At 46.2% G+C, this 22,480-nt stretch carries 19 protein-coding genes; 13 read left to right on the top strand and 6 right to left on the bottom strand.

All coding sequences use genetic code 11. The annotated features are described in order from the left end of the window. Window positions 1-16: 16 nt before the first annotated feature. The 5 genes from COU47_03525 (at window position 17) to COU47_03545 (ending at window position 7,015) form a co-directional block, all read left to right on the top strand. Complete coding sequence (locus COU47_03525; GenBank protein PIR69414.1) at window positions 17-2,491, top strand: leucine--tRNA ligase; 2,475 nt, start codon at window positions 17-19, stop codon at window positions 2,489-2,491. Window positions 2,492-2,521: 30 nt separating this feature from the next. Then, window positions 2,522-3,124, top strand: a complete 603-nt coding sequence (locus tag COU47_03530) for a hypothetical protein (protein PIR69415.1) — start codon at window positions 2,522-2,524, stop codon at window positions 3,122-3,124. Window positions 3,125-3,386: 262 nt separating this feature from the next. Next, window positions 3,387-4,142 (top strand): hypothetical protein, encoded by a 756-nt coding sequence (locus COU47_03535; GenBank protein ID PIR69416.1) that lies wholly within the window; start codon window positions 3,387-3,389, stop codon window positions 4,140-4,142. A gap of 3 nt (window positions 4,143-4,145) precedes the next feature. Then, window positions 4,146-5,996, top strand: a complete 1,851-nt coding sequence (glmS, locus tag COU47_03540) for a glutamine--fructose-6-phosphate transaminase (isomerizing) (GenBank protein ID PIR69417.1) — start codon at window positions 4,146-4,148, stop codon at window positions 5,994-5,996. Between the two features lie 26 nt (window positions 5,997-6,022). Beyond that, on the top strand, window positions 6,023-7,015 hold the full coding sequence (locus tag COU47_03545; protein PIR69418.1) for a hypothetical protein: 993 nt from the start codon (window positions 6,023-6,025) through the stop codon (window positions 7,013-7,015). Between the two features lie 36 nt (window positions 7,016-7,051). Here the strand turns inward: COU47_03545 and COU47_03550 are convergent, their stop codons facing one another. The 4 genes from COU47_03550 to COU47_03565 all read right to left on the bottom strand — a co-directional run bounded on the left by COU47_03550 (window position 7,052) and on the right by COU47_03565 (window position 10,852). Beyond that, a complete protein-coding gene (locus COU47_03550; GenBank protein PIR69419.1) occupies window positions 7,052-7,510 on the bottom strand; it encodes a hypothetical protein in 459 nt (152 codons plus the stop codon). After that, on the bottom strand, window positions 7,507-8,217 hold the full coding sequence (locus COU47_03555) for a hypothetical protein (GenBank protein ID PIR69420.1): 711 nt from the start codon (window positions 8,215-8,217) through the stop codon (window positions 7,507-7,509). The genes COU47_03550 and COU47_03555 overlap by 4 nt, the downstream gene beginning before the upstream one ends. Before the next feature lie 58 nt (window positions 8,218-8,275). After that, entirely contained in the window at window positions 8,276-8,884 is a 609-nt protein-coding gene (locus tag COU47_03560) for a hypothetical protein (protein ID PIR69421.1), read from the bottom strand. A 66-nt stretch (window positions 8,885-8,950) separates the two neighbouring features. Next, window positions 8,951-10,852 (bottom strand): cell division protein FtsH, encoded by a 1,902-nt coding sequence (locus COU47_03565; GenBank protein PIR69422.1) that lies wholly within the window; start codon window positions 10,850-10,852, stop codon window positions 8,951-8,953. A 136-nt stretch (window positions 10,853-10,988) separates the two neighbouring features. Here COU47_03565 and COU47_03570 point away from each other — a divergent pair, with 136 nt between their 5' ends. The 8 genes from COU47_03570 (at window position 10,989) to COU47_03605 (ending at window position 19,159) form a co-directional block, all read left to right on the top strand. Further along, complete coding sequence (locus tag COU47_03570) at window positions 10,989-11,672, top strand: threonylcarbamoyl-AMP synthase (protein PIR69441.1); 684 nt, start codon at window positions 10,989-10,991, stop codon at window positions 11,670-11,672. Next, entirely contained in the window at window positions 11,669-12,898 is a 1,230-nt protein-coding gene (glyA, locus tag COU47_03575) for a serine hydroxymethyltransferase (GenBank protein PIR69442.1), read from the top strand. Before COU47_03570 ends, glyA begins: the two co-directional genes overlap by 4 nt. 63 nt (window positions 12,899-12,961) lie before the next feature. Next, window positions 12,962-13,831, top strand: a complete 870-nt coding sequence (locus COU47_03580; GenBank protein PIR69423.1) for a hypothetical protein — start codon at window positions 12,962-12,964, stop codon at window positions 13,829-13,831. A 267-nt stretch (window positions 13,832-14,098) separates the two neighbouring features. After that, entirely contained in the window at window positions 14,099-15,169 is a 1,071-nt protein-coding gene (locus tag COU47_03585; protein PIR69424.1) for a hypothetical protein, read from the top strand. A 61-nt stretch (window positions 15,170-15,230) separates the two neighbouring features. Continuing rightward, the gene (locus tag COU47_03590; protein PIR69425.1) at window positions 15,231-16,397 is read left to right on the top strand and encodes a hypothetical protein; all 1,167 of its coding nucleotides are present in this window, start codon (window positions 15,231-15,233) and stop codon (window positions 16,395-16,397) included. Between the two features lie 8 nt (window positions 16,398-16,405). After that, entirely contained in the window at window positions 16,406-16,636 is a 231-nt protein-coding gene (locus tag COU47_03595; GenBank protein PIR69426.1) for a hypothetical protein, read from the top strand. Further along, window positions 16,633-17,163: a hypothetical protein gene (locus COU47_03600; protein ID PIR69427.1), complete on the top strand. Its 531-nt coding sequence runs from the start codon at window positions 16,633-16,635 to the stop codon at window positions 17,161-17,163. Before COU47_03595 ends, COU47_03600 begins: the two co-directional genes overlap by 4 nt. A 280-nt stretch (window positions 17,164-17,443) precedes the next feature. Further along, window positions 17,444-19,159 carry a DNA polymerase III gene (locus COU47_03605; protein ID PIR69428.1) on the top strand — a complete coding sequence of 572 codons (1,716 nt, stop codon included), beginning with the start codon at window positions 17,444-17,446 and terminating at the stop codon, window positions 19,157-19,159. Between the two features lie 188 nt (window positions 19,160-19,347). On the opposite strand, the gene COU47_03610 is transcribed toward COU47_03605, so the two are convergent. Beyond that, window positions 19,348-21,201, bottom strand: coding sequence for a hypothetical protein (locus COU47_03610; protein ID PIR69429.1), 1,854 nt, complete (start codon window positions 21,199-21,201; stop codon window positions 19,348-19,350). A gap of 3 nt (window positions 21,202-21,204) precedes the next feature. Then, on the bottom strand, window positions 21,205-22,428 hold the full coding sequence (locus COU47_03615; protein PIR69430.1) for a hypothetical protein: 1,224 nt from the start codon (window positions 22,426-22,428) through the stop codon (window positions 21,205-21,207). Window positions 22,429-22,480 lie beyond the last annotated feature (52 nt).

Genomic DNA, 22,480 nt, shown 5'->3' on the forward strand with positions numbered 1-22,480 from the left:
ACGATATTCTAAGGACATGCAACGGTATAATCCGAAAAAAATAGAAAAGAAATGGGCAGAAAAGTGGGAGCAGGAAGCGGTGTACGAGCCAGACATGAAAAAGGCAAAAAGGCCTTTTTATAATTTAATGATGTTCCCGTACCCGTCGGCAGAAGGTCTGCATGTGGGCAATATGTACGCATTCGTGGGTGCTGACATTTATGGGCGTAAAAAACGGATGGAGGGCAATGATGTGTTTGAGCCCATTGGCCTTGATGGATTTGGGATACACTCAGAAAATTATGCACTCAAGATCGGTGCGCATCCGATGAAGCTTGCCGAAAAAAGTGAAAAGAATTTTTATAAGCAATTACAGATGATCGGAAACGGGTTTGCGTGGAACGAGCGGCTCGAAACATACAATCCCGAATATTACCGCTGGACGCAGTGGGTTTTCGTGCAGATGTTCAAGCAGGGGCTTGCGTATCGTAAAAAAGCAAAGGTAAACTGGTGCCCGGGATGCAAGACCGTGCTTTCGGATGAGCAGGTGATTGCGGGTGCGTGCGAACGGTGCGATAGCATTGTTATTAAAAAAGAACTTGAGCAATGGTTTTTTAAGATTACGGATTACGCAAAGCGCTTGCTCGGTGATCTTGAAAAGATAGATTGGTCTGAAAAAGTAAAAATTGCGCAAAAAAACTGGATAGGCGAGAGTGAGGGTGCGCGCATCACATTTGCGCTCCGAGGCGTTCCAGGCCATGCAGACAACAAACACAGTGTAGAGGTTTTTACGACGCGTCCCGATACGCTTTTTGGTGTAACATTTATAGCGATTTCGGCGGAGCTTGCAAAAAGATGGATAGATGCTGGCTGGCAAGCAAGCCCTGAAGTTGGTAAGTATATTGAAAAGACTCTTGCTGGGCAGGCAATGCCGCATGGCGTTACCGAAAAAGAAGACAAGACAGGGATAGACGCCGGTTTTAAGGCGATCCACCCTATTACTGGTGAAGCAATTCCCGTCTGGGTTGTAAATTATGTATTGGGCGATGTGGGGACAGGCGCTATTATGGCGGTTCCCGCACACGACCAGCGCGACTTTGAGTTTGCAAAGAAGTTTAATCTTCCTGCAATCATGGTGGTGTGCCCTCATTATCCTGCCAAGACTTGTCCGGTGCTGGACGAAGCATACACGGGGGAAGGGCATATGATTGCCTCTGGCGAGTTCAACGGGCAACAAAACGAACAAGTAAAATGGGGTATTACAAAAAAAGTCGGAGGCGAACGGATAACGACATATCGTCTCCGAGATTGGCTTATATCGCGCCAGCGCTACTGGGGTCCGCCGATTCCCATGGTTTTTTGCGAGGCATGCAAAGAGCAGGGAAGGGGCGAACGGGACGACATGCCGGGGTGGTATACAGTTCCTGTGGGTGAATTGCCGGTAGAGCTTCCATATGTAAAAAACTTTAAACCGACGGGGGAGGCAACATCTCCGCTTGCGGCGGTGTCATCATTTTACGAAGTGGATTGCCCAGCGTGTGGCACAAAGGCACAACGCGAAACGGATGTATCCGACACTTTTTTGGATTCAGCATGGTATTATCTGCGCTACCCTTCAGTAACCGAAAAAAATGCTCCATGGAACGCGGATATTACAAAGAATTGGCTTCCGGTAGATATGTATATCGGGGGTGCGGAACACGCAGTGCTCCATCTTTTGTATACCCGGTTTTTAGCGAAAGCATTTTTTGACTGGAAACTCATTGATTTTGATGAACCGTTTGTGCGGTTTCGTGCGCATGGTCTTTTGATAAAGGACGGTGCGAAGATGTCGAAATCGCGCGGGAATGTTATCAATCCCGATGTATACATAAAAGCGTACGGCGCGGATGCGTTCCGGATGTATCTTATGTTTTTGGGCCCCTTTGAGCAGGGGGGGGATTTTCGCGATGAGGGGATTAAGGGTGTTACGCGTTTTTTGGAACGCATGTGGAATCTTGCCCATACCGTAGCAGGAAATGACGAAGTGGGCACAGTTCCGGAGCGCGGCGCTGTGGAAAAAATACTTCACCAGACTATTAAAAAGGTTACTGAAGACATTGAGTTGCTCAACTATAATACGGCAATATCGCAGCTCATGATACTGCTCCGTGAGTACGAGAATAATACATCAGCAGTCGCCAAAGAAGACATGAGGGTGTGCGCACAGCTCCTGGCGCCCTTTGCGCCGTTTCTTGCGGAAGAGCTATGGTATATGTTCGGCGGAGACGGACCTGTGCATGTTTCTTCGTGGCCGTTGTTTGAGGAATCAAAGATACAAGAGGACGCCTTTGAGCTTGTGGTCCAGATAAACGGAAAAATGCGCGACAAGTTTCAGGCGCCAAGCACAATCTCAAAAGAGGACATGGAAAAAGAAGCGCTTTCCCGTCCGCGCGTGCAAGAATTGCTCGCAGGAAAACAGCCGAAAAAAGTTATCATCATTCCAAAGCGGCTCGTAAATATTGTACTATAAAATAAACAGTTGCTTTGATAGGGGTGAGGAATGAAAAAAATCGTCATCGTTTTGTACATGGGCTGCCTGTATGCCGTGTTCGCGTTTTCTCTATTTTGTGCGAATACATCATTTCGGGGAGATGCAAAAACTGCCGTTATCTTTATTGATAAAGAGCTGACATTTCAAGGATATGTGCCTGCGTTTCTGCGCGCGCAATATGAACTGTATTATTTTTATGCACAAGGATACCGTGCGCGCATCGTATTTCGTGCCGATGAGACGATCATCAAAGAATTTTTGTTGGATAACAAAATACACGCACTTTCTTATTTCGGGCATGCAAGTTTTCCGGCAATAGCAGGACTGGGAGCGGGAGACTGGCAAGCGGCACTATATAATGGGTATGTCGAAAAGTACGAACATCTCGGTCTTGCGTCTGATGATGCAGAACGCCTGGCAGATGTGCAGAGTAGGAATTTCGGTTTAGACATAGTGAGGAACAACTCATGCTATTCGCTTGCGGGGACGGCTCTCGCCCGGTTATTTGTACAGTCTGGCGGCGTCTATTATGGCTCAAAAGGGTACTATTTCCCTACGCCCACATACCGCTCGGACACGAGCATGTTTTTGGAACAATACAATGTTCCATAAATAAAAAGCCCTGTGAAAGGGGCTTTTTTATGGAAATAAACGGCTCACACCCCCGTGTGAGCCGTTTATTTGGAAGCTTCGGCGCCTTATTTTATAGGGCGTAAAGGTATTGAATCAATGATTCTCTAATTATTAAAAAATAAGTCTATATTTTGTCAAAAATATATGCTTTTTTTATTTAAAAATAAGGCATTTTTATACTTATCCACAGTTTATGCAGAGAATTTATTGACAAAAATACTGGTACATATACCATAAAGTTATGGTTCCAGAGCTCCAAACAGTCCTTAAGAGCATAGGATTGAACGATAAAGAAATATCAGTGTATGACGCCCTCCTGCCTCTCGGACGAGGCACGGTGCGTGAGCTGTCTACTCGGACCGGTATAAACAGGGGGACTGTTCACGACATTCTGGAGATTCTTCTCGAAAAAGGTCTTTTAGTATCTGAGCGCCAGGGTTCGCGGCGGCGTTTTCTACTCGCACCTCCCGAAAATATTATTTCGGTGTTGGAAGAAAAAAAACGATCCCTTCATGATCAGGCAAAGAAATTTGAAGAAGCAATGCCGCAACTCAAATCATTGTATGCCAAGCAAGGCGGGCGGCCCCGGGTAGAGTATTTTGATTCTGATGAGGGTATTAAAAAGATCCTTGAAGATGTGCTGGAAACACTGCATACCCATGCAGACAAAAAAGAATATGTGCTCTATTCGTCAAAGTCCGTACGCAATTATTTGTACAAACTCTTCCCGAATTTTACAAAAGAAAAAGTGAAGCGGAACATTTTCACAAAAGTTATCGGGCTGGGGGAGGGAGCAGATCCGAAACACATAACTATGGCTGAACGAAAAACTATCAATCATGATGCTCCTGCCTATATGATCGTATACGGACCGAAGATAGCCTTGATATCAGTAGCGGAGGACGATATGCCGTTTGGTGTTCTTATTGATGATGAAAAAATATCAGGAACGCAACGATTACTATTTGATGAACTCTGGGAGAGGCTTGAACAGTAATATATGTGTGGCATCGTTGGATACATAGGAAAGAAAGATGGACTAGCAGTCGTTACTAAAGGCCTTGAGCGCCTTGAGTATCGCGGATATGATTCTGCGGGTGTAGCATTCTTAGGAAAGCGAAGTCCTCATTTGCGCGTGGTAAAAACAGTAGGCCGTCTTCAGGCGCTTACCAGGGCGCTTTCAGGAAATGCATCGAAAGAACAGACGGCAGTCATCGGGCATACCCGTTGGGCAACACATGGCGTTCCTACGAAACAAAATGCGCATCCGCACATAGGATGCAAAAAGGAGATAGCAGTCGTGCATAACGGCATCATAGAGAATCATGATGTGTTGCGCGAAGCGCTTGTTCGCGAAGGTCATACATTCCGCTCCCATACTGATTCAGAAGTATTGGTGCACCTCATTGAGCGGATGCTCTTATTCGGCGCCCCGTCTCTCGAAGATGCTCTGCGCCAAGCGCTGCATCATGTGCGCGGCACATTTGGGATAGCGGCATTCTCTTCGCGTTGGCCGGATACGATTGTTGCTGCGCGCCGGGGTTCTCCGCTTCTTGTTGGAATAGGGAAAGATGGAGAATACGTGGTGGCGTCAGACGCAAGCGCTATTGCGGAGCACACAAAACAGGTGTTGTATCTTAATGACAACGAAATGGTATCTTTGTCGCCGGCGGGGCATCGGGTGTTTGACATCGCAAATAATACACTTACAAAATCCGCGACTGTTGTTGATTGGACTATAGAGGAATCTCAAAAAGGAGGCTTCCCGCATTTTATGCTGAAAGAAATACATGAAATACCCGAAGTGATACAGAATGCGCTGCGGGGGCGCGTGCTTGCTAAAGAAAATAGCGTAAAGCTCGGGGGACTTGAGCCAATCCAAAAAAAATTAGCGTCAATACAGCGCGTTATCATCGTTGCATGCGGGACTTCGTATTATGCGGGCTTGATAGGCAAGTATCTCATAGAACGCATGGCGAAATTGCCGGTTGAAGTAGTCTATGCATCTGAGTTCCGATATGCGCCGCATGTGATAGATAGGCATGTGTTAGTGATTGCTATTTCGCAGTCGGGAGAAACAGCCGATACGCTTGAAGCGGTGAAAGAAGCAAAGCGGGAGCGTGCGCTTACTCTTGGTATTGTGAATGTCGTCGGGTCTTCTATCGCGCGCGAGGTGCATGCGGGGATATATAATCACGCGGGCCCCGAGATAGCGGTGGCCTCAACAAAGGCGTTTGTCTCGCAGCTTGCGGTGCTTGCGCTTTTTTCAGCGTACATAGGAGAGATGAGAAATACATTTTCAGAGGAAGAGCGTAAAGCATTCTTAAAAGATTTGCTGTCCCTTCCTCACAAATGCAAGCTTGTGCTGAAAGAAAGTAATACGGTAAAAAAAATAGCAAAAAAATTCCATACTGTGGGCGATGTTATGTTCTTGGGAAGGAAATATAATTGGCCGACAGCGCTTGAAGGTTCTTTGAAGCTGAAAGAAATATCCTATATCCACGCGGAAGGATATCCGGCGGGAGAAATAAAGCACGGCCCTATTGCATTGATTGATGCGAATATTCCTACGATTGTAATAGCGCTCAAGGATAGCGTGTATGAAAAGACAGTCTCCGCTATTCAGGAGATACGCGCCCGCAAGGGGCCGGTTATTGCCGTTGCTTCGGTAGGCGATGACGCAATTTTGAAATATACACAGTATGTTATGTTTATTCCGCAGATACGGGAGTCGCTTAGTCCTATGCTTGCGGTTATTCCGTTGCAGCTTTTTGCATATTATGTTTCTGTATTCCGGGGGACTGATGTCGACAAACCTAGGAATCTTGCGAAGAGCGTTACGGTGGAATAGATTTTTATTACCCTAACCCAGTTTTTATGAAAAAAGACCCATCAAAGAAGAAGAACATTGTTGTCATCGGTGGAGGAACAGGCACCTATACTGTTCTTTCGGGGCTTAAAAAATATCCGGTCACGCTTTCGGCTATTATCTCTATGGCTGATGACGGCGGCTCTACGGGGCTCCTGCGCGAGGAATTCGGTATGCTTCCTGCAGGGGATGTGCGCCGTGCGCTTGTCGCTCTCTCTCCTCAAGAGAATGAATTTTTGGCACGTCTCTTTACCTATCGCTTTAAAGAAGGAGGCATGAATGGTCATAGTTTTGGTAATCTTATTTTGACTGCGCTTGAGCGTACCACTGGCAGTTTTGAAAGTGCGGTTGAAAAGGCGGCAGAGCTATTAGATGTGCACGATAATTATGTTATTCCGGTAACACTTTCCAATGTCCGGCTGTTTGCCGAACTTGAAGATGGGTCAGTCATACAGGGAGAGACAAATATAGACATTCCGAAGCATGACGGAACGCTCAAAATAACGCGCGTGTGGCTTGAGCCGAAAGCGCGGGCGAATATCAAGGCTGTACGTGCCATTAAACGCGCGGACCTTATTGTGATAGGCCCGGGCGATCTTTATACAAGCATCATTCCGAATCTCCTTGTGTCGGGGGTGCAAAAAGCACTCTTGGAGTCAAAGGCACGCAAGATCTATGTCATGAATTTGATGACAAAATTCGGGGAGACGCATGGATTTGTAGCACAGGACTTTATACACACTATTGAGTCGTATCTTGAACCGGGATTTTTTGATGCGATCCTTGTAAATACAGGAAAGCCTCAGGAAAAAGTTTTGAAAAAATACCGCACAGAGCAGGCATACATGGTAGATAATTATTTTGAGCGCACAAAGCCCGGTTACCGCGGAAAATCTAAATTGATAAAAGCGCCATTTATCCGCGGGAGCGATCTCGTGCGGCATGATACAAAAAAACTTGCTGAGACCATCTATAAATTATCCGAAAAGGCGAGGTGGTAAAATAAATTGCCACACTATAATAGTGTGGCAATTGTTTTATGTTCTTTGTGTTGCAATCCACCGTTTACATGCGGTGAATGCCGCTTCGTAGGTCTCGTTTTCAAAAAAGAATGTGTACTGCTCTGCGCTCGCGGGAATTTTTATCTCTATTTTTTCATTTTCCCAGAGCACTACCAGGGATGATTCTTTGTTTGCGATAAGAGACACCGGAATCTCTTTCCATGGTTTGAATGTTGGGCTGTTTTTTGCGATGATCATTTTTTTATCTGTGCAGACAACCCATGCGAGGAAAAAAGTATTGCCGTCTACCCAGCGGGATGCGTCGTACTTCACCCGTGAGAGCTGCCAGACATTCTGAGCGCGATCAGAGCCTTCGAGTGTGTTTTTTTTAAGATATGTTTCTGCGGCCGTGCGCATCTCTTCTTTGGATGGATTCGGGAACGGGTTTATTTTTTTTATAAAACGAACGAATACTACAGCGAATTTTTTTATCATTCGTATACCTCCCGGATTTGTATTATATTGTTGAGTCCAACCACTACTGCTCCTGCGGGTACATCTTGCGTGATAATCGCGTTAGCTCCGATAATGGCACCGTCCCCGATACGCAATGCACCTTTGTTATTTTTTTGCGTTGAGACGAGGTTGGAGTGTATGCCCGTTTTAACATGTTCGCCGATAACAGTTTTATTTTTTTGAATGCCGTCGTAATTCGCGGTAATAGTACTTGCGCCGATATTGGTATGTCTGCCAATCTTCGTATCCCCGAGATAACAGAAATGCTTTGCGGTGACATGCTCCATGATGGTACTCCGTGTTATTTCTGTATTGGGTCCCGTGGCAACATCACTACCGATGCATGCATCAATAATATGTCCTCCTATGTTGCATCGGGAGCCTATCGTGCTTCGGGTGAGCCGGGTGCCCGGCTGTATCATGGTGTGTTCGCCGATATGCGTTTCTCCAAAAAAATACACATGCGGTCCGATAACACTGCCTGCACCGATATGAAGGCTATCGAGTCCGCTCGGGAGCCACACATAGACGGTCTCCCAGTCGACAAAAACGACATTTTTGAATCTTTTATTGATGAAATCTATATCAACCAGGTCATATAACTTTTTGCCTTCTCTGTATAAAGAGAGGGATTGCTCATGATCCATTATACGCTCCTTTTTCAAATAATATGCTGCAGATACCATACTTGAAAAATTTGATTTTGTCTAGATAAAAACCCCGGGGATGCCGGGGTTGTTTTTTTTATGTCATATGATTGATAAGGAACGGGAGTGATGTCAGGGGCGCTATAATGAGGAGTGCTTCTCCTGTCTGGTATAACATGATCTCTATCTGCGTGCTTCGAAGGGACTTTTTTTCATAGTCTTTTTCGCGCTCTTGTACTAACCCCGCGTATTGTTCTGCCACCACATACATAGCCGTGACAATGATAGCTACAGGACCAATAAATATAACCCATGGCAATATTGTCACCGACGGATGTATTATGTTGTCGATAATACCGAATCCTGTTGCTATAGAAACAGCAGGGAGAATCATCTGCATGCCGCGCATGAGCTGTACGCGCTTATCTTTGTCGCGCAGAGCAAATCCGGACGAGAAGCCCACAATAATGGCCGATAAAAACATAGGATCCATAGCGGTCTTTTTTGTTGTCATAAGTATTGCTATCGCCGGACTTGCATATAATGTAAGCGTTTTTTCGGGGACGGGCATGATATCAAATGCTACAAGGGCTACCGTAACTGCAAAGATGAACCAGAGCGTCGCTATGCTGAAGAGCATGTTTATTTTTAAATTTCCCATTTCGCACACCTCGTGCTTTGTTTTTTTCCGTTCCAACCATATCATATATGTGATGGCTGTTCAAGTATAAAAAAATCCGCCCTCTATACGGGGGCGGATACTATGTATGTGCTATTCTGCGCCTTTTTGCCTTCGTTTATTTTTTTCTATGATAGTGAGAAATGTTCCACGGTCTATCTGCTCTTCGCGAAGAAGTGTTTCCTTTAGATCAAGCAGTGTGTCCTCATTGTCGCTGATAATTTTCTCCGCTTGCGTCCGCAGATCTTGCAGTATGGCATCTATCTCTAAATCTATTTTTTGCAGCAGTGCCTCAGAATTTGCCTGTTGGCCTTCGGGCATGCCGTACTGTGCCTGGTGCGGTGCGGTAATGCAGCGGGGGCCGATTGCTTTGGACATACCCCATTTAGTGACCATGTTATAAGCAAGCCCAGTGACTTGTTCCAGGTCCGCAGAAACGCCTCTGCAGTTATCCCCGTAAACTTTATGTTCCGCTACATAGCTTCCCAGCCCCATCGCGATATCTGCTTCTATTTGTTCTCGGGAAAAAAGCTGAATATCTTCCTCGGCTATGGTCCTGACATACCCTCCCGCAGTGCGGCGTGGAACAATGGAGACTATTTCTACCCGTTTGCCGCCTCGTCCCTCAAAGTGGTAGCCGACAAGGGCGTGGCCTGCTTCGTGTGTCGCTATGCGGTCTCTTTGTTTGTGGGAAACAGTGATGCTTTTTCTTCTTGCTCCGAGATGCACTTTATCGATTGCTTCATCAAAGTGCTTTTGCTGTACTGAATTCGCTTTTTCCCGTATAGCAAGGAGCGTTGCATCGTTGACTATATTTTCGAGTTCTGCGCCTGAGTGTTGGAATGTTTTTTCCGCTATCGTTTTCAGGTCGAGATCATCGCCCCGTTTGATCTTCTGCGCGTATAGTTCAAGTATTGCGAGCCGGTCTTTTTTCAGAGGAAGCTCGAAATATACTTTTCTGTCGAATCGCCCGGGCCGGACAAGCGCTGGGTCAAGGACATCGTCCCGGTTTGTAGCACCGATAACGATTATGCTTTCGTTATTTTCGAACCCGTCCATTTCGGTGAGAAGCTGCCCCAGGGTTTGTTCGTATTCATCATGCCCGCCGATTTTGACATTGCTTCGGGCTTTTCCTACTGCGTCAAGCTCATCGATAAAAAGTATAACCTTCCCGCCCTTTTCTACGATTTTTCGTGCACGCCCGAATAGATCTCGTATCTTGCTTGCGCCCGCACCAACGAACAACTCAACATTTTCGGATGCCGAGCCGTGAATGAACGAAACGCCCGCTTCGCCGGCTATCGCTTTTGCAAGAAGTGTTTTTCCTGTTCCCGGGGGCCCGATAAAAAGAGCACCGTTTGGCATGCGCCCCCCCATATCCTTAAACCGTTCGGGTTCTTTTAAGGAGTCGATAAGTTCTTGTGCTTCGATCTTTGCGTCTTCAAGCCCCGCGACATCCTTGAATGTGAGCTTTCCTTTTTCGGGGTCGTAGAGTTTCGCTTTGCTTTTCATAAAGCTAAATAGCGTAGCACCTCCTCCGGCATTCCGCTTCACCATATAGAGGAATAACAGGATGAGCATGCCCCAGAAAATGAATTGGCTATACTTTTGTACCATGTAGCCTATTCCTGTTGAGCGAAGATCGGTAAAATCAACCTTTGTCAGGTCGCCTCCTTTTTGAGCCAGGAGCGTGCTTATGGTATCCAGTGCGGCACCTTCCTGGATGGGCATTGAATATATTTTAGAGGTATCGTCGGCGGTCGTTTTTATGACGATCTCAAGATATGTTTCTCGGACATTAATAGTTGCTTCTGCTGTCTCGGCGTCATTTATCATAAGCACAAGATCGTTGTAGCTGATATTGCTCTGGGATTTGCGGGCGTCTATGGTGTTTACCAAAAGAAAAACGCCGGCAACAACCACGACAAGCAGTACCGGAGCTAGTCGTTTCAGCCACTTCATAAGCGGAGTCGGATTCTTGTTATTCTTGAACATGATATCTCCTTTCCGTAAGAATCATTTTTTTTCAATGAAATATCCCTGAAATTATACGGAATTTTTTTTTATAAATCAATACCTTATCAATGTAGGTATAATATGGTATAGTAGCCTCATATTTTTTACTGTGCATATGGAAATCGTTCAACTCACACAAGAAACGGAACAGGCCTGTTTATTCCAGGCGGTGAAGATATTAAAAAGCGGAGGTGTTGTCGTCTTCCCGACTGACACTGTATATGGCCTTGCGGCGGGCATAGATAACGAAAGCGCTTTGGAAAAAATATTTGTTATCAAGAGCCGTCCGAAAGAAAAGCCGCTTTCCGTATTTGCTCCTTCCGTTGAGGGCGTTAATTCAATTGCATATGTGGCTGACTCTCGGGTGCAGAAATTTCTGCAAGAAATTTGGCCAGGAAAGATAACCTGTGTTCTGCCTGCACGCGGGTGGGTTTCGCAATCAATACTCTCCCGGCCGAATAATGATATCCTGCACGCAAAACAGGGGTATGGGATAGGGGTGCGTATCCCAGAGCATCCGTTTACCCTCCAGGTAGTCCGTGCCTACAACGCAGGCATTACCGGGACGTCCGCGAATGTTACCGGGCGGGGACCGTATACTGATAGTAAGGATGTCATTCGTGAATTTTCAAAATTTCCTTTCCAGCCCGATCTTATTATTGATGCGGGCAAGCTGCCTGATTCTATTCCGTCGACGGTCATTGATTGTACCACATGGCCTCCAGTGACGCTTCGCGAAGGAGCGGTAAAGAAGGAGGAGTACCAGCCGTTCTTGTATGCAGGCGGAAGGAATGCATAAATATGAAAGATAAAGAAATTAGAATACTCATACAGAAAGAAGCAAAACGCCAGCAGGATACGATTGATCTTATTGCATCAGAAAATTATGTTTCCTGGGATGTTCGCGAAGCTGCGGCATCTGTATTTACAAATAAATATTCCGAAGGATACCCGGGGGAGCGGTACTATGCAGGAAATCGCGTTGTAGATGAGCTCGAAACTCTTGTTATGAAGCGGGCGCTTAAGCTTTTTGGTGCGTCCCCCAATACATGGGGAGTGAACGTCCAGGCGCTTTCCGGAGCTCCCGCGAATTTTTGGGCGTATTTTGCGCTTGCTCGTCCGGGAGAAAAAATACTCGCGCAGGCGATTGACCAGGGGGGGCATTTAACACATGGCGCTTCCGTAAGCCATACTGCTGCCATCTGGAAATGGGCGCATTACGGCGTTGATGCACACACGCACCGGCTTGATTACGATGTCGTAAGAAAGATAGCAAAAAAAGAAAAGCCAAAAGTTATTGTGGCGGGCGCTTCAGCATATTCGCGGACAATCAACTTTAAGCGCTTCCGGGAGATAGCCGATGAGGTGGGCGCGTATCTTCTCGTTGACATGTCTCATATAGCGGGACTCGTTGCAGGCAATGCCCACCCATCGCCGTTTCCGTTTGCTGATGTCGTTACTTCAACAACGCACAAAACATTACGCGGTCCGCGGGGAGCGCTTGTGTTTTTCCGGAAAGAGTTTGAAAAAAGCATAAATGCTTCAGTCTTCCCAAAGGGGCAAGGCGGGCCGCATCAGCACCAAACCGCATCAATCGGCGTTGCGCTCTATGAAGCGATGCAGCCGTCATTTAAAGCATATGTCCGTCAAACCATTAACAATGCTCAGGCGCTTGCAGAGGCTTTCAAAAAACTCGGGCATGTCATCATTTCTGGCGGTACGGATAACCATCTTTTTTTAATTGATCTTTCCGGCGTTGGCGTATTCGGGAAAGAGGCGCAGGAACTCCTTGAGCGCGCACATATTATCGTGAATATGAATAGTACCCCGGGCGATACGCGTAAACCCCGTGATCCTTCAGGCATCCGCCTGGGAACGCCTGCGGTGACTACGCGTGGCATGAAAGAGGCGGACATGCGGGTTCTTGCCGGTTACATGGATGCGGTTCTCAAAAAAAAGAAGAAGCCGGAGCTGGTGCAGAAAGAAGTAAAAAAAATATCGTTATGCTTTCCGGTTCTGCGTTGACGAGTGTTTTATTTTCTTGTATTCTATAGAAAAATATTTCTTTAATATAATGATGGAGCAAATATGCCCATATTACTTGATGGAAAAAAATTAGCAGATGCCGTATTGGCTGATGTAAAAGAGCAGATAGCAAAACTCCCGCGCAAGCCGAAGCTTGTTATTTTTTTTGTAGCGAGCGGCAAACCGGAAACGGACGGTCCGACACAGAGCTTTATCGCCCAAAAAAAGAAGTCAGGCGAAAGACTGGGGGTTGAGATTGAGATTCGTGAGTTCGGGTATGTAGGAAGAGATGAATTGGGAGAAGAAGTCCAGAAGGCGGGAGGCGACCCATCCATAGATGGCATCATAGTCCAATTGCCGATCCCCGGGTTAAGTTACCAAGACAGGCAGAAAGTATTAGATTATATTCCCATAGAAAAAGATGTTGATTTGTTGTCAGGGCAAGCAATGGGACAAGGTTTTCGGCATATGAATGAGCTTGTGTGGCCACCGATTGTATCTGCCGTAAAGCATTTTTTTAAGGCATATGGGATAGCATACAAGAAGAAACGAATTGCCATCGTGGCGCGGGGGAAATTAGTGGGTAGCGCGATAGATACCTGGTTTAAGCGACCGGATGAAGATATTGGTCCCATTGTTATCACAAAACACACCGAACGCCCTGAAGAATTACTGCGTATGGCGGACATTGTTATTGCAGGAATCCCGAATGCGCCAAATACCATTACGGGGGATATGGTGAAAGATGGCGTAGTAGTTGTTGATGCCGGCAGTTTCAAGGTAGGCGGCGTGCTTCTAGGAAATGTAGATTTTGAAAGTGTTTCTAAAAAGGCGTCTTACATCACGCCGGTTCCCGGGGGAGTAGGGCCTCTAATGGTCGCGTATGTCTATAAGAACCTATACGAGCTGGCTGCAAAAAAGCTTCGCATATAAGCTCTGGACACTATCGTCCAGAGCTTTTTATTTGATGGAGAAGCATTGACTCCGTTAGGCAAAAATCAAAGCGTCTTATTACCGCAGCCGCTAATCGTCTTCAAGGATATGTGTAGAAGGTCTATTGTTTCTCTTGGTATTGTTTTTCTTCCGTAAGATGCGGGTGCAGTTTTTGATTTTAGCTAAACGGGGTTGACTTCTTCTAAATTTTTATGTATCATATTTTGATTAGAAGTACTCTTAAAAAATAAAAAAAGGAGATGCCGTATGGCAGACATATCCATGTACAATGAGGATGACGAATTTCTGGAAGATATTTTTGGTTATGATGACGACGCGGACAAAGACGAAGTAGACAGCGCATTTAAGGCTTTTCGTGTTGATGCGCGCAAAGAGGGGAATGAGCTTTCTCCTTATCTTTCCGGCAGCGTTCACAGAGGCACGCTCTACATGTATGTTGCTGAGGTATCTGTACACCAGCCGTTTGGCTCATACAAAGAAGAGTTGCGGTGTGCTGCACTTATCGCAGCGTGCAAGAAGCAGGCGCAGAGATACCGGCATGAACATAAGAACATGCGCTATGCTGTGCTTATGCAGAGGCAATACCGTATGTATTGCCATACTTTTACAAAGAAGAATCTTCGGCTGGTCTTATACATTGCCCGAAGGTGCGCACTCAAGGGACTTCCGTGGCAGGATGCTATCCAGGCCGGAAATATCGGCCTCATGAAAGCAGTTGAAAGATTTGATCACAAGCGGGGGTATAAATTTTCAACATATGCCAGCTGGTGGATACTCCAGGCTATAACGCGCGAAATAGCATCGGATAAGTTAGTAAAGGTTCCTGTATACATTATTGAGAGAAGAAGCCGTGTTTTTGCTGCAATAAAGACATTTCGTGCCGAACACGGACGCCGCCCAACAGTGCAAGAGCTTGTCGAAAAGACTGGCATACGACCTTCTGTTGCGTTTGCTATTCTGGATTCGCAGATGTTTCATGTATCTCTGGATGATGTCACGTACAGTGAAGACGGGAAGCCGCAATCGCTCATAGAAACCGTTGAGGATGAGTCCGCATGCAATCAGGAGTCTTCTCTTGCGGAGCGCGATATGAAGATACTTCTTCACGAAGCACTTGATACTCTGGATTCTCGGGAACGTAAGATAATAGAAAAAAGGTTTGGCATGGACGGCGATAAAGCACAGACATTAGATGCTATCGGGGCCTCGTTCAAGCTTACGCGTGAGCGCATACGCCAGATAGAAAGGAGAGCCCTTGAAAAACTGGCAAAGAGCCCGTTAGCCTCACGCCTGAAGGACTTTTTGTATATCCAATAAATAAAAGCCGCAGCAATGCGGCTTTTTATTATAATAGTTGTGCGTTATGTATTAGCGAAAGATGTCTTTGGTGTGTAAAATAAATAGTATGAAGTTCTCTCTATATAGTAAGGGCATAGGCATGATGGTCGGCCTTATTTTGGGTGCGGGTATTTTTGCAATGCCTGCGGCAGTCGCACGCGCAGGTATTTGGTGGGGTATGGGGCATTTTATCATTGCGTTCACGCTGATGCTGATGTTGCAGTTATGGTTTGCTGAAATTGCGTTTCTTGCGCGAACGCCCGAGCGATTTACGGGGTTTGTCCGTGAGTGGCTCGGGAAAGGCGCTGAACGAATAGCGTTCATATCCGTTGTGGTTGGATATTACGGCGGGCTCCTCGCATATGGCGTACTTGCTGGCATTTTTCTTTCCGCACTTTTCCCCATGCTTTCAGCGCTTGTGTGGACATGGATATTTTTTGCTGTGGCCGGCCTTTTGGTGCTTGTGAATTTCCGTGAGATTGGAGTTATTAATTTTTATCTCACCGTGCCTTTAGTGCTTTTTATCGCGGTTCTTGCGTGGATGGCTTCTCCAAACATTTCGCTTGAGAACTTTTCCGGCGGAATGTCTGTATTATGGTTTCTGCCGTATGGCATCTTTATTTTTGCGTTCGGAGGAATCGCCGCAATTCCTGAAACGAGCGATATTCTTCGGAGTCTTTCCATTAAAGATGTGAGGAATGTCATTTTCATCAGCATGGGGGTGGTCGCAATACTTTATCTTGTGTTTATATTCTCGGTTGTTGGTGTGAGCGGGGGAGGCACGACCGATGATGCGCTCACCGGACTCGCAGCACTTTTAGGGCGGGGAGTGATTGCGGTGGGGGCGATTATTGGATTTCTTGCGATCATTACATCATATCTTGCGCTTGCTGCAGATATGAAAAATATTTTTTTCCTTGATTATAAGATTCCGTCTGTGCCGGCGTGGGTAATGACCGTATTGCCTGCTCCTGTGCTTTTCTTTCTTGGGTTTGCCGCATTTCTTGAGATCCTAAGTTTTGTTGGCGCTGTGGTGTTTGGTATATCGGGGGTGCTTATTTTTCTTATGGCGCGGAATTTTCATAGGGCGCATCCGAAGCACAGCCACCCGTTTTTATCTACTAAGAATCCGACATCTATCCTTGCGCTTTTATTTCTTGTTGCCGGTGTTGTTCTTGAATTGTTACGCCTGGGCGGGGTATTATAAAAGGTAATATGCAAACGGTTCCTAAAATTATTATTGACTTATTGCCAGCAACACTTGATGTTATTGGGAAGGTTATGGTTGCATATACTGCTATCCGTGTTCATTTCCGGTTTTGGCAGGAGCACAAAGTTGATGAAGTTGTATTCCGTGCTATGCGAAAAGAAAGGAAGATAGGTATCATTGGCATATCGTTTATTGTATTGGGGTATATGGTGCATGTTATCGCACGATTTATATGACACGGAACCCGTATCGGCAAAGCTCAAAAGCATCGTATCGAAAAGGATACAAAGCTTCTAATAGCGCTATGGAAGAATTTGGCGGAGGTAAGCGCGATATTGCGCTTTGTTCTTCATGCGGTGCCGCATATTACTATAAATCATGGCATCATAATTTATTGCATCACAAAAATCTTGGGACCAAAGAAGAGGTTCATGTGATGCTCTGCCCCGCGTGCGCTATGTGGAAGGCCCGGCAGTGGGAGGGAGAGCTGCAGATTGCCCGCGTTCCGGAGCGGATGAAAAAACAGGTCACGCATACTATTTTTTCCGTTGCTGATGAGGCATACAACCGTGACCCTATGCATCGCGTGTTCTCAATAGAAGTAAAGAGGGGAAAGATAACCGCATATTTTTCTGAAAATCAGCTTGCAAGCCGTACTGCGCGCAAGATTTTCTCTTCACTGAAAAAACACTTCACAAAACCCCTTATTCATCGTGGGAAAGGAGGTGATGCAGTGCTCGTTACGATGGATTGGATGGGGTGATTGCCGCGCACTTATCCACAGCCCTTTCGTTGCATCTTCTGCGCTATGCTCTAGAATGGGATGTAGAAAGGCATTCACAATGCTTAAGCAGAAGGGAGCAAATCCGCTCAAAGAAACACTTGGCCTAGAGGATATAGGCACCCAATAACAAAGTATCTGGTATTTTCCTCCTTGCTGCTTAAGCGCCAATGTTCATTCATAATATTTTCTATTCTTCAAAAAAGTCCTAACTACGGTTAGGACTTCTTTTTTTATGCGAATCCGAGCATAATAATGAGTAATGACAAATCAAGAGCTCGCAAAGATATTTTATGAAATGAGCGTTCTTCTCGGGATGAAGGGCATAGCTTTTAAGCCCCGCGCGTATGAAGAGGCGGCGTCTTCTTTGGAAGCGCTCGAGGAAGATGTGCGGAGTATTTATAAGCGGGAGGGGCTTTCGGGTCTGGATAATATACCCGCCGTCGGGAAAGGCATCGCGCGGGATATTGAACATTTTATTATCAAAGGAACGGTGCCGGAGTACAACCGTCTCAAGCGCGAGTTTCCCATAGATATCACCGGACTTTCGGCGGTAGAAGGCATTGGGCCGAAGCTCATGCTGATGCTGTATCAGGAACGAAAAATAAAAACAGTCGCTGATCTTGAGAAATCGGCACGCGCAGGAAGGCTCAAGGGGCTTCCGCATATGGGGGAAAAACTTGAACAGAAAATATTGAAGAGTATCGCTTTTCTAAAATCGTCACACGGCCGCATGGGGATTGGGGAGGCGCGTCCGCTTGCGCTCCACATAGAAGAACGGCTAAAGCGCATTCCGTCGGTAAAGCGCGTGGAGCTGGCAGGGTCGCTCCGTCGCTGGCAAGAAACGATAGGCGATCTTGATTTTTTAGTGATTGCCGATGATCCCGAAAAAGTAATGAATGTATTTAAAAAAATGCCGGAGGTAGTAAGCGTTACGGGAAGCGGAGGAACAAAAATGTCTGTCCGTATGCGTCAGGGGATAGATGCGGATCTCCGTGTACTTCCGGAAGAATCCATCGGGGCGGCGCTTCAATATTTTACGGGCTCAAAAGAACATAATGTTGTGCTGCGTAAGATTGCTATCAAAAAAGGATACAAGCTGAATGAATACGGCCTCTATAAAGGAAAAAAGTTAATAGAAGGCGAGGATGAAAAGAGAATATATAAGTTGCTGGGATTGGATTGGATGCCTCCTGAGATGAGAACGCATACGGGGGAGATAGAAGCGGCAGCATCACATACACTGCCCTCGCTTGTTGGATTTGATGACCTAAAAGGCGACTTGCAGACACAGACAGATTGGACTGACGGTGCAGATTCTATTGAGGCAATGGCGAAAGAAGCAAAAAAGATAGGCCATGAATACATATTGATCACTGACCATACAAAATCACTTGCAATGACCGGCGGAGCTGATGAGAAAAAACTTCTGAGACAGATGAAAGAGATAGATGCATTAAATAAAAAGATGCGAGGCATCACAATCCTCAAAGGGGCAGAGGTAAATATTATGAAAGACGGTTCTCTTGATATTAAAGATGGGGTGCTTGCAAAATTAGATATCGTGGGCGCTTCTATTCATTCGCATTTTACTCTTCCTGAAAAAGAACAAACGGAACGCCTCGTACGTGCGATGAATAACCCCCATGTAGATATTATTTTGCATCCCACGAGCCGCTCGCTCTTAAAACGCGAGCCGATAACGCTTAATCTTGATACGATATTCCGCACCGCGAAAGCAACACGGACAGCGCTTGAAATAAATGCCCACCCGAAACGGCTTGATTTGAACGGGGAACTTGCGCACCGCGCAAAGGGATATGGAGTGAAATTTGCTATAAGCACTGATGCGCATGCAGTACATGAGCTTCATTATTTGGAGTATGGTATTGCGCAGGCGCGAAGGGGGTGGGTTGAGAAAAAAGATGTCATAAACGCGTGGCCGCTCAAAAAAATGATGTCATTTCTTAAAAAATAAAAAGACGGTTTTTGTTCCGTCTTTTTATGGGTTTAGTATCCATTTTTATTGGTGAGGTAAAATACCCTAGCGAGATGCATGGTGCGTAAATAGGCTTTAGTATCGCCTTTCTTCTCTTCCTTGGTTAAAAAATTTACGACAACATCTCCGAGTACGGTCAACGCCCCGAGGAACATGGGGCGTTGATTTTAAAATCGCAATGTATCTCCGGGACGCATCACATTATCGGATCGTTTTTCTTCGGGCGGAGGAGGGGGAGTGTGTTTTTCCTCAGTGTCTTTGGTGTCTTCTATTGCATCGTCTAAGTCTTCTAATGCTTCTTCCTCCTCCTCATCATCATCATCTTCTAATATCTTTCTCAATCCCTCAATGTCCGGACCCCGAGAAGAAGCTTTTTTAGGTTCAAGCTCTTTTAACGAAATAGTGTTTTTGTCTTCATCGTCCGTCTTTAATACAGCGCTTCCTTCGCGGATAGGCGGTACGCCTCCTTGGGAAAATGGAGCTTGTTTGTTGCGGGGTGTAGGCGGGTGTTCACCGCGGTCCTCCCGCGGCTGCTGTTGTTGCTTTTGGTCTTTATTGCGGTGCTGTTTACAAAATATAGGGCGCTTCCCGTCAGGGAGGAATGGTACAAGCGTTTTTTTGCCGCACACGCTGCATACTGCTTCGTACACGGTAATGCCTTGCGCGTTTTCTGTTTTGCGCGGCTGTTCTTGATATCCGCTGTCAGATGTCCCCGAGCTCTTCTCTTCCTCTGGTTTTTCTCGTATCGTGTCAGCAATGATATCCTCAATGTCTTTTCGCGGGATGCCGTATTTTTGCTCTGACATTTCTGTTATTTCGTCCCGGTATGATGCGCGGGGAGAATGGAGCGGAGGTAGGGTTGATGCTGAAAACGGACGGGATGCAACGCCGTCTATCATAAGTTTGAGATAAATATGAGCGAAAGAAAGATTTACGATATCGTTCATGGTAAACTCGGGAGCAAATTCTTTTTCCATAAATTCGGCGTCCGCCGCACCCACCCGGAAGGTAATCATGGTCCCGACGTTTCCGAATACGGCATCACGAACGCTTTCATCCATTTGCGCGATGTATTGGTGCGCGAGCGTAAGATTCAACCGGTATTTCCGCGCTTCTGAAAGGATGTTCGCGAATGATTCGGTGGCAAAGTTCTGAAATTCGTCAACATACAGATAAAAGTCAGGCCGGTCTTTCTCTTGTGCGATCTCTACCCTGCTCATCGCGGCAAGATAGAGGCGCGTAATAAGCATTGCGCCGAGCAGGCGGGAGTTCTCCTCGCCAATCTTTCCCTTTGAGAGGTTCATGATGAGAATTCTGCGTTCGTCCATAACCCTACGCATATCAAATGAGGACTTTGCTTGTCCCACGATGTTGCGGATAAGCGGGTTTGATGTAAATTGCCCAATTTTGTTTTGAATTGCAGGGAGCGCCTCTTGTGTGTACCGATCTGTATATTTTGCGAATTCTTCAACCCAGAATGAGCGCACAACCGGATCAGAAATATTATCCACCACCTTTTTACGGAAATCTTTATTCGCAAGCATCCGGTTGATGCTCAAAAGCGTTGCTCCCGGGTATTCTAAAAGAGCGAGCACGGTGTTCCCGAGAATGTACTCCATGCGTGCCGACCAGACATCCACCCATATTTTTTTAAATACGCCCATAAGTCCCGCGGCAACAAGGTGGCGTTTGTCAGGGTCCACATTCTCCATAATGTTGAAGCCTATAGGGTAGCGGAGGTTTGACGGGTCAAAGTAAATAACATCTTTTATCCGGTCCGGCGGCACAAAATCGAGCATCTTTTGGGCAAATTCTCCGTGCGGGTCTACAACGCCGACACCGTCGCCATTCTGAATATCCTGAATAACCATATTTTCAAGAAGCGTCGTCTTTCCCATGCCGGTTTTTCCTATGACATAGACATGCTTGCTCCGGTCGTTTCGTTTTATGCCAAAGCGCTTCCGTTGGTTACGGAAGTTTGCTTCTGCAAAATATACTCTGTCTTGTTGTTCTTCGGGCATATATTAAATAGGTAAGTTTGGGGGCGGTTCGCCTTTCCGCGCTTCTAATCGCTGGAATGTCGGGGTTTCTGCAGTGTAGCCGGGGAGATGGAATATTGTTGCGAGTTCCTCGGTGTTCAGTATGAAGGGAGGGACGCGCCCGGCATTTTCACGGAGAAAGCTCCCATACGGGGGGTAGAAGTAGCTTCGGCTCCGAAACATCCGTACAAGGCGTTTCTGCCGTTTTATTGAGCGCCACTCAGGAAAAAAATAATCAATTGATGTTGAGTTTGTGGGGGCGAGTCCGTTGAGCTGGAGGCTGTTGAATTGTTTTAATATACCAAGAAATGCGGAAAATGAAGCGGGTGTGTACACATCCTTCTTTGCCACATACACCAAACGCATTCCTGTTTTGTATCCTGTTTTTGATATGCTTCGTTCTATCGCTTTCAGCACATCAGATTCGCCGGGCGAGGGGACGGGCATAAATACTTCGCCCTTTGTTTGCATGTCGAATTTTTTTCTGCCCAGCAATTTTTCTATGAGCTTTTCTCCCTCAGCCTGCCAATCGTTGCCTGCTCCCCGAATCAGTATTTGGAACCAAATCTGCTCGCCGGGCTTGAGTGAACCCAAAAACTCAATAAGAGAAGAAAGCGGGTCCGTTTTTTCCTCTTCTTCGAGTCCGTCATCAAGTTTGAAATCAACATATGTCTTGATGGGGTATGCATCGGGTTTTGTGAGTTTAAACTCAGTACCCCATATCTTCCAGGTATCATTAGGGAGCTCTTTCGGAATGGCTTTTGTGTAATCATCCACCTCTGTTATTTCGATGTCGGGATACTGGGCATACAGCTGGGATTCTATGAGGTTTCGGGAAAATGTCGTGGTGCGCACGAAAAAATGCACATCGCCATTGATGCCCGCGATTTCGAGGCTGTACCACATGGACACAAATCCATTCCAAAATTGTTCGATTAAATTCCCTTTGCGATAACTATGGAGCGAATTAAAAACCAGCTCCATGGCCCGCGGGCTTTTTGCAATTTCTCGCGGAGGTTTTATTTCGAGAAGTACCCAGCTGTTTCCTTCCATCCATCGGGTTCGTACATAAACTATCCAGACATCCCAGAATATAAACACCAGCATAAGTGGGAGCCAGACAAACCAAAGTTTCCCCACAATGCGGAGTATGTCGTATGCTGGACCGGTGGTAAACAGCGAAAAAAAGTTTCCAATTATTCCTTCCATATGCTTACTTCTTATTGTAAAGAAAAATCATCCCCTGGGGAATGGACCAGGG

The sequence above is a fragment of the Candidatus Niyogibacteria bacterium CG10_big_fil_rev_8_21_14_0_10_46_36 genome, assembly GCA_002772995.1.
Classification (GTDB): Bacteria; Patescibacteriota; Minisyncoccia; order 1-14-0-10-42-19; family 1-14-0-10-42-19; genus 1-14-0-10-46-36.

Bases quoted from the DNA above. Each gene is read 5' to 3' on its own strand.
- COU47_03525 (PIR69414.1), top strand. From the start codon at position 17: ATGCAACGGTATAATCCGAAAAAAATAGAAAAGAAATGGGCAGAAAAG.
- COU47_03530 (PIR69415.1), top strand. From the start codon at position 2,522: ATGAAAAAAATCGTCATCGTTTTGTACATGGGCTGCCTGTATGCCGTG.
- COU47_03535 (PIR69416.1), top strand. From the start codon at position 3,387: ATGGTTCCAGAGCTCCAAACAGTCCTTAAGAGCATAGGATTGAACGAT.
- glmS (PIR69417.1), top strand. From the start codon at position 4,146: ATGTGTGGCATCGTTGGATACATAGGAAAGAAAGATGGACTAGCAGTC.
- COU47_03545 (PIR69418.1), top strand. From the start codon at position 6,023: ATGAAAAAAGACCCATCAAAGAAGAAGAACATTGTTGTCATCGGTGGA.
- COU47_03550 (PIR69419.1), bottom strand. From the start codon at position 7,510: ATGATAAAAAAATTCGCTGTAGTATTCGTTCGTTTTATAAAAAAAATA.
- COU47_03555 (PIR69420.1), bottom strand. From the start codon at position 8,217: ATGGTATCTGCAGCATATTATTTGAAAAAGGAGCGTATAATGGATCAT.
- COU47_03560 (PIR69421.1), bottom strand. From the start codon at position 8,884: ATGATATGGTTGGAACGGAAAAAAACAAAGCACGAGGTGTGCGAAATG.
- COU47_03565 (PIR69422.1), bottom strand. From the start codon at position 10,852: ATGTTCAAGAATAACAAGAATCCGACTCCGCTTATGAAGTGGCTGAAA.
- COU47_03570 (PIR69441.1), top strand. From the start codon at position 10,989: ATGGAAATCGTTCAACTCACACAAGAAACGGAACAGGCCTGTTTATTC.
- COU47_03580 (PIR69423.1), top strand. From the start codon at position 12,962: ATGCCCATATTACTTGATGGAAAAAAATTAGCAGATGCCGTATTGGCT.
- COU47_03585 (PIR69424.1), top strand. From the start codon at position 14,099: ATGGCAGACATATCCATGTACAATGAGGATGACGAATTTCTGGAAGAT.
- COU47_03590 (PIR69425.1), top strand. From the start codon at position 15,231: ATGTCTTTGGTGTGTAAAATAAATAGTATGAAGTTCTCTCTATATAGT.
- COU47_03595 (PIR69426.1), top strand. From the start codon at position 16,406: ATGCAAACGGTTCCTAAAATTATTATTGACTTATTGCCAGCAACACTT.
- COU47_03600 (PIR69427.1), top strand. From the start codon at position 16,633: ATGACACGGAACCCGTATCGGCAAAGCTCAAAAGCATCGTATCGAAAA.
- COU47_03605 (PIR69428.1), top strand. From the start codon at position 17,444: ATGACAAATCAAGAGCTCGCAAAGATATTTTATGAAATGAGCGTTCTT.
- COU47_03610 (PIR69429.1), bottom strand. From the start codon at position 21,201: ATGCCCGAAGAACAACAAGACAGAGTATATTTTGCAGAAGCAAACTTC.
- COU47_03615 (PIR69430.1), bottom strand. From the start codon at position 22,428: ATGGAAGGAATAATTGGAAACTTTTTTTCGCTGTTTACCACCGGTCCA.